At 29.8% G+C, this 15,312-nt stretch carries 14 protein-coding genes; 13 read left to right on the plus strand and 1 reads right to left on the minus strand.

Annotated features, from left to right (window positions below; all coding sequences use genetic code 11):
* Nucleotides 1-35: 35 nt before the first annotated feature.
* A complete protein-coding gene (locus ACNI3D_RS03765) occupies nt 36-1,361 on the plus strand; it encodes an MATE family efflux transporter (RefSeq protein WP_419768302.1) in 1,326 nt (441 codons plus the stop codon).
* Between the two features lie 39 nt (nt 1,362-1,400).
* Here the strand turns inward: ACNI3D_RS03765 and ACNI3D_RS03770 are convergent, their stop codons facing one another.
* Nucleotides 1,401-2,039, minus strand: a complete 639-nt coding sequence (locus ACNI3D_RS03770) for a Crp/Fnr family transcriptional regulator (RefSeq protein ID WP_164969734.1) — start codon at nt 2,037-2,039, stop codon at nt 1,401-1,403.
* 554 nt (nt 2,040-2,593) lie between these two features.
* On the opposite strand from ACNI3D_RS03770, the gene ACNI3D_RS03775 reads away from it, so the two are divergent.
* Genes ACNI3D_RS03775 through ACNI3D_RS03830 form a run of 12 tightly spaced genes read left to right on the plus strand, consistent with a single transcriptional unit; the run spans nt 2,594 to nt 15,245 of the window.
* Nucleotides 2,594-3,154 (plus strand): 4Fe-4S dicluster domain-containing protein, encoded by a 561-nt coding sequence (locus tag ACNI3D_RS03775; RefSeq protein WP_419768303.1) that lies wholly within the window; start codon nt 2,594-2,596, stop codon nt 3,152-3,154.
* A gap of 10 nt (nt 3,155-3,164) precedes the next feature.
* The gene (locus ACNI3D_RS03780; RefSeq protein ID WP_419768304.1) at nt 3,165-5,126 is read left to right on the plus strand and encodes a proton-conducting transporter transmembrane domain-containing protein; all 1,962 of its coding nucleotides are present in this window, start codon (nt 3,165-3,167) and stop codon (nt 5,124-5,126) included.
* 10 nt (nt 5,127-5,136) lie between these two features.
* The gene (locus ACNI3D_RS03785; RefSeq protein ID WP_419768305.1) at nt 5,137-6,060 is read left to right on the plus strand and encodes a respiratory chain complex I subunit 1 family protein; all 924 of its coding nucleotides are present in this window, start codon (nt 5,137-5,139) and stop codon (nt 6,058-6,060) included.
* 1 nt (nt 6,061) lies between these two features.
* Nucleotides 6,062-6,709 carry a hydrogenase 4 membrane subunit gene (gene hyfE / locus ACNI3D_RS03790; RefSeq protein ID WP_129100050.1) on the plus strand — a complete coding sequence of 216 codons (648 nt, stop codon included), beginning with the start codon at nt 6,062-6,064 and terminating at the stop codon, nt 6,707-6,709.
* Nucleotides 6,710-6,712: 3 nt separating this feature from the next.
* Complete coding sequence (locus ACNI3D_RS03795; protein WP_419768306.1) at nt 6,713-8,197, plus strand: hydrogenase 4 subunit F; 1,485 nt, start codon at nt 6,713-6,715, stop codon at nt 8,195-8,197.
* Nucleotides 8,198-8,208: 11 nt separating this feature from the next.
* Nucleotides 8,209-9,948, plus strand: coding sequence for an NADH-quinone oxidoreductase subunit D-related protein (locus ACNI3D_RS03800; protein WP_419768307.1), 1,740 nt, complete (start codon nt 8,209-8,211; stop codon nt 9,946-9,948).
* A 9-nt stretch (nt 9,949-9,957) separates the two neighbouring features.
* The gene (locus tag ACNI3D_RS03805) at nt 9,958-10,494 is read left to right on the plus strand and encodes a formate hydrogenlyase complex iron-sulfur subunit (protein WP_419768308.1); all 537 of its coding nucleotides are present in this window, start codon (nt 9,958-9,960) and stop codon (nt 10,492-10,494) included.
* A complete protein-coding gene (locus ACNI3D_RS03810) occupies nt 10,491-11,306 on the plus strand; it encodes an NADH-quinone oxidoreductase subunit B family protein (protein ID WP_129100054.1) in 816 nt (271 codons plus the stop codon). Before ACNI3D_RS03805 ends, ACNI3D_RS03810 begins: the two co-directional genes overlap by 4 nt.
* A 10-nt stretch (nt 11,307-11,316) precedes the next feature.
* Nucleotides 11,317-11,664 (plus strand): formate hydrogenlyase maturation HycH family protein, encoded by a 348-nt coding sequence (locus ACNI3D_RS03815; protein ID WP_013134548.1) that lies wholly within the window; start codon nt 11,317-11,319, stop codon nt 11,662-11,664.
* The gene (locus ACNI3D_RS03820; protein WP_419768309.1) at nt 11,661-12,113 is read left to right on the plus strand and encodes a hydrogenase maturation protease; all 453 of its coding nucleotides are present in this window, start codon (nt 11,661-11,663) and stop codon (nt 12,111-12,113) included. Before ACNI3D_RS03815 ends, ACNI3D_RS03820 begins: the two co-directional genes overlap by 4 nt.
* Nucleotides 12,114-12,127: 14 nt before the next feature.
* A complete protein-coding gene (locus tag ACNI3D_RS03825; protein ID WP_129100056.1) occupies nt 12,128-12,982 on the plus strand; it encodes a formate/nitrite transporter family protein in 855 nt (284 codons plus the stop codon).
* Nucleotides 12,983-12,995: 13 nt separating this feature from the next.
* Nucleotides 12,996-15,245 (plus strand): molybdopterin oxidoreductase family protein, encoded by a 2,250-nt coding sequence (locus ACNI3D_RS03830; RefSeq protein ID WP_419768310.1) that lies wholly within the window; start codon nt 12,996-12,998, stop codon nt 15,243-15,245.
* The last annotated feature ends 67 nt before the right edge of the window (nt 15,246-15,312 follow it).

Genomic DNA, 15,312 nt, shown 5'->3' on the forward strand with positions numbered 1-15,312 from the left:
GTATCATTTCTAAAAAAATCTACAAAAGAAAATTTATGCTTGTATCGAAACCTTTTATTCTATTTTTCAAATATGTTATTCCTTCTATGTTGGGCTTTTTAGCAGTTTCATCTGCTAGTATTATTGATGGATATTTCGTAGGAAATTATGTGGGTTCTGTAAGTTTAGCAGCAATCAATGTATCTTTCCCACTGTTTAATATCTTGTTTGGATTTGCTTTGATGTTTGCAGTTGGAAGTTCAGTAATAACTGGTAAATTAATGGGAGAGGGCAATAAAGTAGAAGCTTCAAATGTCTTTTCAAAAGCTATTTATGTAATAGTAATACTCTCAATTTCTTTGAATTTGTTACTTTATTTAAATATAGAGAAGGTCTTAGATTTAATAAATGTAAAAGATGAATTAAGAGTTGAAACCCTAAATTATCTTCCTACTATTTTAAAATTTTTACCATTTCTGATGGTAGGGATTACTGTTGATTATTTTGTAAAAGTAGATGAAAACCCAAATTTATCTTTTTTGGCTTTAGTTATAAGTTCACTTGTAAATATTGTTCTAGATTATATTTTTATAGTAAAACTTGATTGGGGCATAAATGGTGCTGCATATGCTACTGGTATTTCACAAGTTGTTATTTTATTTGTTTTACTTCCACATTTTTTTATGAAAAAGACAACACTTAGATTAATAAAACCAAAGGGGAGTTTTTTAAGTATATTTAATGCTTTAAAAAATGGTTCTTCTGAGTTTGTAAATGAATCATCAGTAGGTATTACCATCTTAATTTTTAATTATATTTTGCTAAAAAACTTTGGTCCTTTGGGTATTGCTTCATTTACTATTGTTGGTTATTTTATAACAATTAGCATTATGACTAGTTATGCTGTTTCAGATTCTTTGCAAGCTATTATTAGTAAGAATTATGGTGCACAATATTTCAATAGAATGAAAAGTTTTTTAAAATTAGGATTAGTAAGTATTTTATGTGTAGAAATAGTTTTAACTCTATTTGTGATAATTACCCCAGAGTCATTGATAGATATCTTTATCAATGATAATGATATAAAAACAAAAGAGATAACATTAAAATTCATCTCATATGTATGGCCAGCTTTTATTTTTTCAGGCTTAAACATGTTAGCAAGTGCATATTTAACATCAATACAAAAACCACTTTATTCTGGACTAATAGCTATTATGAGAAGTTTTATTTTTCCTATGATATTTATTTTTACTTTACCTTTTGTTTTTGGGAATATAGGAATATTTATAGCCTTGTCTTGCGCAGAGATAGTTACTTTTATTTTCGCTTTTAGATTTTTTATGAAAAATAGACCAAGTGTTTTAGCTAAATTTGTTTAGCCTACATGTTGATAATGGAATATTTTAAAATTGATAAAACTAATCATAGTTTTCAAGTTTATTAAATTGATGAATTATAAGTCTATTTTTATCAATTTTTCCTATAATATTTTTCTTTATTAAATCATTCATAATAGTTGATACTGTTTGACGCTTTGATCCAATAAAACTTGAAAGATCTTTAATAGATAAATTTAAATCTATGCAATATTTGCCATCTATTAATGTATCTTGTGTTGTAGCAATTTCCATTAGAAATAATGCAACTTTTCTTTTACAAGATTTAAAAACAAGATTTTTAATTATATTTCTTTCTAGTTCTGCTCTGTGTTTAAGAGATCTAATAACAGAGGTAGAAAACTCTTTATTAGCAAACAAATAAGTAAATTTCTCTGCATCAATTAAATAAACTTCACTATCTTCTAAAAATTCAATACTACATGAAGTCTCAGGAATAATTATATTGTTCTGTTTTAAAAAATATAAAACAAACTCTTCTCCATCTTCATAAATCATGGCTTTTGCTTTTCCACTTTTAAATACATAAAGTGTCAAAGTTCCATCTTCATACTCTAAAGCTCCTTTTTTAAACTTCTTTGTTTTTAATGAAGAAAAATCCTCTTCAGACAAAATCTCTGTTAAATTAATTGAATCAATTCTTAATCTATTGGAATCCATTTTCATCCTTAAAGTAAAAGTATCTTTTAAGCTTAACTTCAAAAATACTAGCAATATTATTCTTTTGTTATCATAAAGCTAAATAAATTTATCAAAATCTACTTATTAAAAATAATTATTATTAAATAATTATATATCTAATAAAATAATTTTATGTAAAAAATTATGGGAAAAGTGTCAGCGATGTGACAGAAATAAAAATAATTTACTCTATATAGCCTCATGAATTCGACATTATTGATAAAAAATCATATCTTAAAGTTATTTTAAATTTTAAAACTTTTTTTATTTTGTCATATCCCTGACAGAAAAAAAATTATTAATATATTAAAATTTTGGAAGTTTTTAAATTATATTTAAGTATTTATACTACTTATAATTTTTAAAGTATTAAGACAGAAGTGAAGAATAAGAAAAAAATTGGTGCAGTTAGTGTGATTATATATTTATCAACTAGTTGCTTAAATGAAAAAAATTATACTTTTCAAAATTCGTGATTAAACAGATGTGCAAATGCATCTATCTGAATTAAATCAAACATTAAGGAGATAGTTATGAGCTTAGCGTTGAATAATAAATTTGTTGTTGCAAATCCAAATACTTGCATAGGGTGTGCTACATGTATGGCGGCATGTTATGAGTCTGCATACGAAAGAGGTAAATTAGCAGTTCCAAGATTAGTTGTGACTAGAACATTTAGTGGAACGGTACCTAATATATGTAGACAATGTGATGATGCCCCTTGTGCAAATGTTTGTCCCGTTGGGGCATTGGAGTTTGGTAAAGATTCTATTTTAGTGCACGAAGAGTTATGTATAGGTTGCAAAATGTGTACTTTAGTTTGTCCTTTTGGTGCAATTAGACCAGAAGCAGAGCTAATGCCTTCTGTTGACTATATTACTGAACCTAAATATAACTTAGGTATTGAATCAGAAGTTGGTGCAAAAAGTATTGCGGTTAAATGTGATTTATGTATAGGAAGAGAAGATGGCCCAGCCTGTGTTGAAGTTTGTCCAACAGAAGCTTTATCTTTTGCAAATAATAATAATGCCATTGATGATACTGCAAAAAGAAGTATTGAAGTTTATATAAAAGAAAGAGCAAAATTTTTGTAAAGGATAATTTATGACACAAGTATATTTTTTATATCTTATTGGATGTGTTATTTCATTATTATTATATAAACAAAATAGAATTGCTGGAAAAATAGGATTTAGTATATCTGCAATCGCCTCTGCTTATGCAGTATTTTATTTTTTGATGAATTTAGGACAAACAAGTAGTTTTAGTATGTTTGAGAGTTTACTTTATAGTCCAAAATTTATATTAAATCCATTGGGAAACTTTTTTTCATTTGTGGTTTCTCTTATTTCACTAGCTTCATCTGTGTATGCAATACAATATTCACAAGAGTATGAAAATAAAGGAAGTCTTGCTGTTATGGCAAGCATGTTTAATGCCTTTATTTTATCAATGCTTTTATTAATTTCATCATCAGATGTATTTTGGTTTATAATTTTTTGGGAATGTATGACAATAATTTCTGCTTATTTAATTTGTTTTAATGATTCGAAAGCTTCATTAAAAGCAATTATGATTTATTTAGGAATTGCACACATCGGAGCTATGTGTATCACAGCAGCATTTTTATTGCTAGCTTCACAAAGTGGTTCATTAGAATTTAGTTCTTTTGAAAATGTAACTTTATCTCCAATTATGGCAAGTATTATTTTTATTCTTGCATTTATTGGGTTTGGTTCAAAAGCAGGGATGTTCCCTATGCATGTTTGGTTGCCAAAAGCTCACCCAGCAGCTCCAACTAATGTTTCAGCACTAATGAGTGGGGTTATGATAAAAATTGCAATATTTGGAATTATCAAATTTTGTTTATGGCTTCCAGTGATGCAATGGTGGGGCTTATTAATTATTGTTGTTGGTGCAATATCTGCAATATTAGGTGTACTTTATGCTTTAGTGCAACATGATTACAAAGCACTTTTAGCATATCACTCTGTTGAAAATATAGGAATTATTTTATTAGGTATTGGAACAGGAGTATATGGAATCGCTGCAAATATGCCAACCTTAGCAGCTGTAGGTTTTTTAGCTGGTTTATATCATGTCTTAAACCATGCGACTTTCAAAGGTTTATTATTTTTAGGTGCGGGAAGTGTTTTATATAGTACACACACAAAAGATATGGATGCCTTAGGTGGATTAGCTAGAAAAATGCCTTTAACAGCATTTGCATTTTTAATTGGTTCTTTATCAATTACAGCAATTCCTCCATTAAATGGTTTTATTAGTGAATGGTTTACTTATCAAGGAATGATTCAAGGTGCCTTATCTGAATATGTAAGCAGTAGAGTTGTTTTTACAATCTCCATAATAGCACTAGCCCTAACAGGCGCATTAGCAATTATGTGTTTTGTAAAAGTTTATAGTGTTATTTTTGGTGGTGTACCAAGAGATCAAAAAATCTTTCAAAAAGCAAAAGAAGTCCCTATGACTATGGTTATTGGAATGTTTATTTTAGTTGCTGGATGTGTCGCTTTTGGATTAGGAGCAAATGTAGTAGTTGAAAATATTATGCTTGTAATTTCATCTTTTTCAAAAACATATAATGCAACAAATGGGATTATCGTAACTTCACCAATTGGCTCAATTGTATCACCAGTTTTAATAGCTGCAGTTATAGCAGTTAGTTTATTACTTCCTTTACTAATAGTCAAATTATCAAAAGCAAATAAATCAAAACCTAGATTAACAGATCCATGGGCTTGTGGTTTTAAATATGATAGTCGAATGCAAATGACAGCTTCACCTTTTACAGGTGATTTAAGAAGACTTCTTAATTGGTTATACAAAAGTGAAACAAAAGTTATAGACCAAGGTTATTTTAAACCAGTTGTATATGAAACACATGCAAAAGATGTTTGGTGGAGTTATTTATATGAACCAGTAATTAAATTAACTCTTAATACAGCAAAATTTGTTGCAAAAATGCAAAATGGAAATGTAAATGCGTACTCATTATATATCTTACTTGCTTTATGCCTTTTTGTTGGTATTAGCTACATTATTTAAAGGACAAGTTATGAGTAGTATATTTTTTATGATTATTCAAGTTATTGCAATTGTTCTTGTTGCTCCTTTATTTGATGGAATGGCTAGAAAATTAAGAGCAAAACTTCAATCAAGAGAAGGTATCCCTGATTTTTTCCAAACATATAGGGATATTTATAAATTGATGAAAAGAGCAAGAACCGGACCAAATTGTGCCCATTGGGTTTTTAAAACAGGACCTTATACTCTGTTTGCAACAGGTGCAGCATTGTTAGCAGCTATTCCAATTACATATAGCACTAATACTTTTGCAGGTGCTTACTCAGATATTCTAGTATTTATTTATTTAGGTGCCTTATTAAGATTTATATTTGGTGCAACATCAATTGACTCTGGAAATCCATTTGCAGGTGTTGGTGGAGGAAGAGAACAAATAATTGGTATTTTTGTTGAGCCAGTTATGATGATTAGTTTGTTAGTTGTTATTTTATTAGCAAGCACTACTAATTTAGTTGAAATTCAACATATGGTGAGAACAGGACAAATTGGTTACCAAACACCAGCCTTTGCCGTTGCGTCAATATCATTTTTATGGGCAATGTATGTGGAAGCTGGAAGAAATCCATACGATTTAGCAGAAGCAGAACAAGAGTTACAAGAGGGTGTATTAGGTGAATATTCTGGTTCAGATTTTTCCCTTGCACATGCAGCTTTAATTTTAAAACAATTTGCAATGATAGGATTATTCCTTAGTATTTTTGAACCTTGGAATTTTGAGAATCCATTTTTAGCACTTATTGGTTTTATTTTTAAAGCAGGAGTTTTTTATGTTGCCGCTGTTTTTATTGACAACTTTGGCCCAAGATTTAAAATATTGACAAGTTTTAAAAATAGTGCAATTCCTCCATTGATTGTTTCATTTATTGCACTTATTTTATATGTTGTAGGAGTTTAAGATGATTGATATACTAAGTATTTTATCAATAGTTTTAATTATTAGTTCACTTTGTGTATTTGGAATCAGAAATTATAAAACAGCCATATATGCATATTCATTTCAAACATTTATATTAGTATTGATATTTTTATATCTTTATGCAACATACTCAGCAAATGAATTAGGTGGATGGGCAATTATTGCATTTTTTACAAAAGTTATGTTTGTTCCATTTATATTATTAAGATTAATAAAAAAAATAAATGTTGTTCATGAAGATGAACCAGTACTTGGATTCTTTGTTAGTCCAATTGTTGCTATTGCTTTTTCTTTAGCTATTGCAATGGCTTTATATCCAATTTATTTAGAATTTTCTTTGATAAAAGAGCATATTCCATTAATTGCATCTATTACAATTTTTATGATAGGTATATTTGGATTTGTTTTAAGAAACTCTGCAATTAAACAAATACTTGCGTATTGTACTTTTGAAAATGGTATTCATTTATCACTTGCTCTAATGGCATACAATTCACCAGAAATTGTTGAACTTGGAATCTTAACTGATGCACTGTTTGCTGTAATTATTTTAGCAATCTTTGCACAAAGATTTTATAAATATTTTGGTTCTTTAGATGTTTCTAAAGCAACTGAATTGAAAGGATAAGTTATGGATATGCAACAATTATTAATTCTATTAATGCTTATTCCCTTAGTTTCATCAGTTGTTATTTGGTTTTGTGTAAATAATTATAAACTTTTGAGTACTTTACATGTGATTGCTTCAATACTTACAACAGTCGTAGGTTTAATGGCAGTTTCAAATGTAGTAAATGGAACAACATATTTTCTTTTTGATGATATGTTTTTTCTTGATTCTTTAGGCGCAGTATTTATCTCTCTAATAGCAGTAACAGGCTTATTAGTAAATTTATATTCTGTTAAATATATGCAATGGGAAATTAACAATAAGCATTTAGTTGTAAAAGATACGAAATTGTTTTTTTCATTATTCCACTTGTTTGTTTTTACAATGACTTTCTCAGTGCTTTCAAATAATATTGCATTGATGTGGGTAGGAATTGAAGCTACAACTTTATCTTCTGTATTTATGGTTGCTTTACATAAAAGTAGCAAATCAACTGAAACTGGATGGAAATATATAGTTATTTGTAGTATTGGTTTGGCTTTTGCTTTATATGCAACTGTATTGCTTTATAGTGCAGGGTTTAATGTAATCAATGACAGCCACAGCGCGATGCTTTGGACAACTATAATGACACATGCTAAAGATATAGATCAAGATGCATTAAAACTTATATTTGTTTTTGCTTTGATTGGTTTTGGAACAAAAGCTGGGCTTGCACCAATGCATACTTGGTTACCAGATGTTCACGCAGAAGGTCCAGCACCATCATCAGCAATGCTTTCAGGAATACTTTTAAAATGTGCAATATTAGGACTTATTAGATATTACGCAATTGTAGGGAACTCATTTGCAGGATTTGAATATGTTCAAACAATGATGATTTTTAGTGGATTGATTACTATATTTATAGCATCATTTTTTCTTCTTGTTCAACATGATGTAAAAAGAATGTTTGCTTATCACTCTATTGCACATATGGGTGTTATCGCTTTTGGTTTAGGAATTGGTGGACCAATAGGATTATTTGCTGCACTATTTCATGCTTTAGCACACTCAGTTACAAAAGCCTTAGCTTTTTGTGTAACAGGAAATATGATTCAAATATATGGAACAAGAGATATGAGAAAAATGGGTGGATTAATAAGAATAGCTCCTATTACAGCGATTTTATTTGGAATTGCTGTTTGTTCTTTAGTAGGTGTTCCTGGTTTTGCAATATTTGTAAGTGAATTCTTGATGATAAAACAAGCAATTATTAACAATATGAATGTCGAAGTGATTTTATTTATCATAGGACTTATAATTATTTTTATTGCTGACTTTTCACACTTTAATCTTGCTACATTTGGAGAAAGTAATTCAAGAGTATTAAGAAAAGAATTACCAATGAGTGCTAACTTACCTTTAATAGGATTAGGAGCATTAATTATGGTATTTGGATTATTTACTATTGAACCTTGGTTTACACTGCTTAAAAATGCAGCAAATATTATCATGGGAATTTAAGGAGCTATGTTATGAAAATAGGTGATAAATTAATAAATAAAGTGAAAGAAAAAATAACAATTCACGAAATATATAGACAACCAGAAGATCAAATTACAATAACTGTTGATAGAAATGATTTACCAGAAACTGTGAGAATTTTATATTATGATTTAGGTGGTTGGTTATCAAGCATGATTCCAAATGATGAAAGACAAATAAATGGTAATTTTGCTCTTTATTATGTTTTATCAATGGAAGGTGGAAAAATGACTCTTGAAGATGAGTTACCACAAAATGAAAAATGTTGGATTACAGTTAAAACTTTTATTCCAGCAAATGACCCAACTTTTCCATCCGTAACTTTAAAAGTTCCTGCTGCTGTTTGGTATGAAAGAGAAGCATATGATATGTTTGGTTTAACCGCAATTGGTTTACCAGATCCTAGAAGATTGGTTGTATCTGATGATTGGCCAGAGGGTTTATTTCCATTAAGAAAAGATGCTATGGATTATAGACATAGACCAGATCCCGTTGATCATAAAGATGAACCTGAAGCAAAATTTCTAAAACCAGAAGGTGCAGGAGTACTTGATGTTCCCTTAGGACCTTTACATATTACAAGTGATGAACCAGGTCACTTTAGATTGTATTGTGATGGAGATACAATTATTGATGCAGATTATAGACTTTTTTATCAACACAGGGGTATGGAAAAACTAGCAGAAAATAGAATGAATTATGACCAAATGGGATACTTAGCAGAGAGAGTTTGTGGTATCTGTGGTTATGCTCATGCTATTGGTTGTATAGAAGCTGCAGAAAAAGCAATTGGTTTAGAAATACCACTAAGAGCTCAAGCTATGAGAGTAATTTGTCTAGAAATAGAGAGACTTCATTCCCATTTATTAAATATAGGTCTTGCCTGTGAAGTAACTGGAAATGTAAATGCTTTTATGCATATTTTTAGAATTAGAGAATTTTCTATGGAATTAGCTCAATTAGTAACAGGTGGTCGTAAAACATACGGAAATGTTGTTATGGGTGGATTAAGAAGAGATATGACAGGAACTGAGATTAAAAAAAGTCTTGAGTTATTAGAAACGATTGAAGAACAAACTAAAGAAGTTTGGGAAGCTGTTATGGATGATAAAAATCAAGTTGATAGATGGAAAGGTGTAGGACTTTTAGATAAACAAGTAGCAAGAGACTTTTCTCCCGTTGGTCCAAATATTAGAGGATGTGGTTTTAAAAGAGATTCAAGATATGACCATCCATATGATTTTTTAACACAATTAGATTTTGAAATACCAACTGAAAATGGATGTGATGTATTTGCAAGAGAAACTGTTAGATATAGAGAATTATTAGAATCAGTATCTATTATAAGACAGTGTTTTGAGATGATGCCAGGAGGTTTAACTGTAATTAAACCACAAACCATGATTAAACCAGGTGCATATGCAATTGGCAATGATGAAGCACCAAGAGGTGAAAATATCCATTGGATTATGCATGGAAATGCACAAAAAGTATATAGATGGAGATGTCGAGCTGCGACATATAACAATTGGACATCTTTAAGATATCAGTTTAGAGGAAATACTATTGCTGATGCTGCACTTATTGTTTGTTCTTTAGATCCATGTTATTCTTGTACAGAAAGAGTAACTGTTGTTGATATTAATAGTAAAAAAACAAAAATATTAACTTATCAAGATTTGAAAAGATATTCACAATCTTCGAAAAATCATCCATTGAAAAATATGTAGGAGTAAGAGATGAAACTACTAGATATGACAAAAAAATATGGGAAAGCAACTTATAAATATCCTTTAGAACATTATGAAGTATCTGAAGGATTTAGAGGAAAACCATCATATACATATGATAACTGTATAGGTTGTACAGCTTGTGGGGTTGCTTGTCCATCAAATGCAATAAATGTAAAACTAAATGAAGATAAAACAAAACTTGTATGGGAATTTGATGCTGCGAGATGTATTTTTTGTGGTAGATGCGATGAGGTTTGTCCTACTGGTGCAATTGTTCTTTCTCAAGAGTTTGAATTAGCTGTTAAGTTTGATAAAAATAACTTGAAGGAAAGAGGAGAGCTTGATGTTGAATATTGTGAAGTTTGCAATAAACCATTTACAACTAAAAGATTAATCTCTTACATCTTACATAGATTAGAAAAAGTTGGTTGGGACAAAGAAACTTTAGGTGAAAAAGTAAAATATGCAAAAACTTGTCCTACTTGTAAAAGAGAAGAAAAAGTTGAAGTTATAACAAAATATTTAAAAAGGGGTACAAAATGAGTAAAACATATGTAGTACCAACAGAAATAGAAAATTCAAATACTCTTGAAGCCAAACTTGAACATTTAAAAAATATTAAAAGAAGTTTCAATGTATATAGGGTGGATTGTGGCTCATGTAATGGTTGTGAAATTGAAGTGTTTGCAGCTATTACACCAATGTGGGATCCAGAAAGATTGGGATTTAAACTAGTAGCTAGTCCAAGACATGCAGATATTTTACTTTGTTCAGGACCAGTTACTAGACAAATGTATTATCCACTCTTAAGAGCATATGAAGCAACTCCAGATCCAAAAGTAGTAGTAGCAATTGGTGCTTGTGGTTCTAGTGGAGGAATATTTCATGATGCTTATAGTGTTTGGGGTGGAATTGACAAAGTTATACCTGTAGATGTTTATATTCCAGGATGTCCTCCTCATCCTGCAACTATTATACATGGATTGGCTTCTGCTCTTGGAATTTTAGATCAAAAACTACAATTCAAGGAGCATACACAAGATAGCGATGAAGCAATTCTTGTAGAAGATTCATTAATAGGAAATATTCTTTTTGAAAGAGATATTTTAATCGAATCAAAAAGACTGATGAGTTATTTTTTTGGAAGAAAACTTTATGAAAAATATATAAGTGCACTAAAAAAATCAACTGATATTAAAAATATTAAAAAAACTAAGGAGGTAATTGAAATATATAGTAGTGAAGAAGAAGATTCAAGATATGAAGAGTGTATGAAAAGACTTCATAATAATGTTTATTTGAGATATATGAAACAGTTTGCACCCATAAAAGACGATTATAAATTTATAATATAAGAAGTTTAAGATGATTGAAATATGTAAATTAACAAAAAGAAGAGTGGAACCCACATCAAATGAGTTACCTCAAAAATATGAACAAGTGAAAATTTTTTCTATGTCTGTTGGCCATGGTGTTGGCACAATTGATTTTATGGAATGTATAGAAGAGATAAAAGAAGAAGATTACAAAAAACTTATAGAACAATGTGAGGATTATGCACAGTTTAAATTAGGAAATTTAACTAAATATTTTGAAGTTGAAATTTTCCCAGAACATGCACAGAAATTAATTCCCCAAATGCCAGATTGTTCTTTAAAAGATATTTTTTCTTCTTTAGAAGAAGGTTTTATTGTTATAAGGAAAAGTATATGAAAAAAGCAATTCTTACAATAGGAAATACCTTAAGAGGTGATGATGGGATTACTTCATATTTAGGAAAATTAATTGAAGGTGAAGATTCTTTAGATTGGAAGATATTTTATGGTGAAGATGTTCCAGAGAGTCAATTCCATAAAATTAGAGAATATGAACCCGATTTAGTTGTTGTTGCCGATGCAATGACAGGAATGAAAATAGGACAAGTGGAAGTTATTGATATTAGCAATGAAAGAGATTATATGTATTCAACACATAATCTTCCAGCACCAATATTAATGAGTTATTTAAAAGGATTTTGTAAAAGCGTTCTTTTTTTAGGTCTTACAGTAGATTTAGAAAATGTATTAGAGATTAATGAGAATATTTCAAAAGAAGCTGAATTTACAGCTAGAAATGCATTGAAAAAAGTTTTTGAAATTGATTCAATTTTTGATAATAATTAAAAAAGGAATAAATTATGTTATCACCAGCAGATACAGCACAGTCGTTATTTAGTGGGATGAGTCATAAAGCAAAAATGCCAATAGTAAGTATTATATTCTTATCTATTATGGCAGGTGGCTCAATAGCAATGGGTGACATTTTTTGGGCCCATTCAACAGTTGGCGTTGCCAAAGCATCTTCTCCTGGAATTGCAAACTTTATTGGAGGAGTTGCCTTTTCAGTAGGACTTATGATGGTTGTTTTTTTTGGAGGACATTTATTTACAAGTTCTTTGATGACAGGAGTTTCAACAATAGACCATAAATTGACATTTTCAAAAATGATTGCTTATTGGGTTATTGTTTGGATTTTCAATTTTATTGGAGCTGCAGTAGTTGCTTATATGTATTATAGGTCACAACTGCCACTTAAATATGATGGAGAGATATTACATCACTTCCTTGTATTAGGTGTGGGAAAAAATAGTTTGTCATTTGAAGCAGCATTTATAAGAGGAATATTTTGTAATGTTTTTGTATGTATGGCAGTTTGGGCTGCGACTGGTGCTTCTGATGCTGCTGGTAAAGTTTTATCAATATTGTTTATCATTGCGGCATTTGTAGGTTCAGGTTATGAACACGTTGTGGCAAATATGTTTATTTTTACAGAAGCATTATTGGCAAAAGCACATTATTTACATGAAGTAGGAGGAACAATTCAGGCCTTGTCAGAACATATGAATATCTCTGTAGAGAAATTGGAAGCATTGAGTTTTACAAAAATCTTCCCTAATAATTTATTACCAGTTACTTTGGGAAATATTGTTGGTGGATTGTTTTTTGTTGGTGTAATAGGATTTATGTCTCATAAGACAGATATGAAAAAATAAAAAGGTGAATATTATGAAAGAAACAAATGTTATTTGTCCATATTGTGGAACAGGATGCGGAATTAAATTAACTTCGCATGATAATAAAATTGTAAAAATAGAGGGTGTTAAAGAAAATCCAGTAAATGAAGGACATTTATGTCTTAAAGGATTATATGGATGGGATTATGTTGAGTCAAAAGATAGATTAACAAAACCTTTAATTAGAAAAAAAGATGGTGTTTTCTCTAAAGAAGGAACTTTTGAAGAATCTTCATGGGATGAAGCATTATCATTAGTTGTTTCAAAAATGAAAGAAGCTAAAGAAACATATGGTGCAGATTCAATAGTTGGAAATTTTTCAGCTAGATGTACTTTAGAAGAAAATTATTTAGCACAAAAATTTATGAGAGCAATCATTGGTACAAATAATGTAGATCATTGTGCCAGAGTTTGTCATGCACCTACAGTAGCCGGTCTGGCTAAAACAATAGGTAATGGTACAGCAACAAACAGTTTCACTGAATTTGAAGATCATACAAATTGTATTATGATGATAGGTTCAAATCCTGAAAATGCACATCCCATTGCAGCTATGTATATACAAAGAGCTATTAATAGAGGAGCAAAACTTATAGTAATAGATCCTATTAGAACAGAATTTGCACAAAAAGCAGATGTATTTATTCAATTACCTCCTGAATATAATATTCCAATTATAAATGCATTGATTAATCATATTATTGCAAAAGATTTGTATGATAGAGAGTTTGTAGAAAATTATACTCATGGTTTTGAATATTTAAAAGAAGCAGTAAAAGATTACACTCCTCAAAAAGTTTCTGAAATGACAGGAGTTGATGCTAAATTATTAATCAAAGCAGCAGAATTATATGCAACTGTAAGTCCAGCTGCAATCACTCATGGTATGGGTGTTACTCATTTTAATCATGGTGTTGGTAATGTTTGTGATATTTCGAATATTATGTTAATAACTGGAAATATTGGAAAAGTGGGAGCAGGGGATTTACCACTTAGAGGTCAACAAAATGTTCAAGGTGCCTGTGATATGGGTGTATTACCAAATATATATCCAAACTTGAAACTTGTTACTAGTTTAAAAGAAAAAGCATTCTTTGAAGAATTTTGGGACTGTAAACAACCTTTAAGTACAAAAATTGGTATTCATAAAACAGAAGTTCCTGATGCAATTATGGATGGAAGAGTAAAAGTCTTTTATACAATAGGTGAAAATCCTGTTATGTCAGAACCAAATACAAATCACTTCTTAAAAGGTATATCAAAACTTGATTTTTATGTTGTTCAAGATATTTTTATGACAGAAACTGCACTTAAAGCAGATGTTGTTTTTCCAGCAGTTAGTGTGGGAGAAAAACAAGGATGTTATTTAAATGCTGAAAGAAGAGTTCAACTAAATGATAAAACATTAGATCCAAAAGGTGAGGCTAAACAAGATTGGGAAATCATTTGTGAATTAGCAAAAAGATTTGGTGCTACTGATTTTGAGTATGAAAAACCTGAAGATATTTGGAATGAGGTAAGAAAAGCAGATCCTGTAAGATTTGGTGGTATTAGTTATGCAAGACTACAAGGAAAAGAAGGTATTGCATGGCCATGTCCAACTGAAGATCATCCTGGAACACCAAGTTTATATATGGATAAAAAGTTTTTTACTAAAGACACAAAAGCAAATCTGGTACCTGTAATATTTGTTGATGATAAAGAAAATATGATTGATGCAGAAACTGAATTAAGAAAAAAACTTGATCTTCCAGAAAACTATCCTTGTATGATAGGTTCTGTTGATGAAAAAGTAGATGAAATGTATCCTATATCATTATTAACAACAAGAAAAGTATATCAATATACTGTTGGAACAATGACAAGACGATCAAAAGTTATTGAATACGGTGGTGATTCACATGGACCATCAGCAGAAATACATCCTGATTTAGCAAAAAGATATAATCTTAAAAATCATGACTTTATAAAAGTTGAGAGTAGATATGGTTATATTGCACTATTAGTAGAAATAACAGAAGTAGTTCCAAATAATATTATGCAAATGGCATTTCATTATTGGGAAGGATTATGTAATGAGCTAACAAGTGGTGGTTGGGACTATACAACAAAAACACCAACTTATAAAGCAGCTGTAAGAATGGAAAAAATTACTCAAGAAGAGTATAGTACTATTATGGGTCTTAAAAAAATGAAATTTAAAACTTCAAAAATAATTTATGACGATTATCATCATGAATAAGTAAAAAAGAGGACTCCCTCTTTTTTACTATTACTTAATTAATGATTCTTTTGTTTAGATTGATATT

It is taken from the genome of Arcobacter siniprincipis (SeqCode) (genome assembly GCF_048571125.1).
In the GTDB taxonomy this organism is placed as follows: Bacteria; Campylobacterota; Campylobacteria; order Campylobacterales; family Arcobacteraceae; genus Arcobacter; species Arcobacter siniprincipis.

Bases quoted from the DNA above. Each gene is read 5' to 3' on its own strand.
- ACNI3D_RS03795 (WP_419768306.1), top strand. From the start codon at position 6,713: ATGGATATGCAACAATTATTAATTCTATTAATGCTTATTCCCTTAGTT.
- ACNI3D_RS03775 (WP_419768303.1), top strand. From the start codon at position 2,594: ATGAGCTTAGCGTTGAATAATAAATTTGTTGTTGCAAATCCAAATACT.
- ACNI3D_RS03765 (WP_419768302.1), top strand. From the start codon at position 36: ATGCTTGTATCGAAACCTTTTATTCTATTTTTCAAATATGTTATTCCT.
- ACNI3D_RS03830 (WP_419768310.1), top strand. From the start codon at position 12,996: ATGAAAGAAACAAATGTTATTTGTCCATATTGTGGAACAGGATGCGGA.
- ACNI3D_RS03820 (WP_419768309.1), top strand. From the start codon at position 11,661: ATGAAAAAAGCAATTCTTACAATAGGAAATACCTTAAGAGGTGATGAT.
- ACNI3D_RS03825 (WP_129100056.1), top strand. From the start codon at position 12,128: ATGTTATCACCAGCAGATACAGCACAGTCGTTATTTAGTGGGATGAGT.
- ACNI3D_RS03800 (WP_419768307.1), top strand. From the start codon at position 8,209: ATGAAAATAGGTGATAAATTAATAAATAAAGTGAAAGAAAAAATAACA.
- hyfE (WP_129100050.1), top strand. From the start codon at position 6,062: ATGATTGATATACTAAGTATTTTATCAATAGTTTTAATTATTAGTTCA.
- ACNI3D_RS03785 (WP_419768305.1), top strand. From the start codon at position 5,137: ATGAGTAGTATATTTTTTATGATTATTCAAGTTATTGCAATTGTTCTT.
- ACNI3D_RS03780 (WP_419768304.1), top strand. From the start codon at position 3,165: ATGACACAAGTATATTTTTTATATCTTATTGGATGTGTTATTTCATTA.
- ACNI3D_RS03810 (WP_129100054.1), top strand. From the start codon at position 10,491: ATGAGTAAAACATATGTAGTACCAACAGAAATAGAAAATTCAAATACT.
- ACNI3D_RS03770 (WP_164969734.1), bottom strand. From the start codon at position 2,039: ATGGATTCCAATAGATTAAGAATTGATTCAATTAATTTAACAGAGATT.
- ACNI3D_RS03815 (WP_013134548.1), top strand. From the start codon at position 11,317: ATGATTGAAATATGTAAATTAACAAAAAGAAGAGTGGAACCCACATCA.
- ACNI3D_RS03805 (WP_419768308.1), top strand. From the start codon at position 9,958: ATGAAACTACTAGATATGACAAAAAAATATGGGAAAGCAACTTATAAA.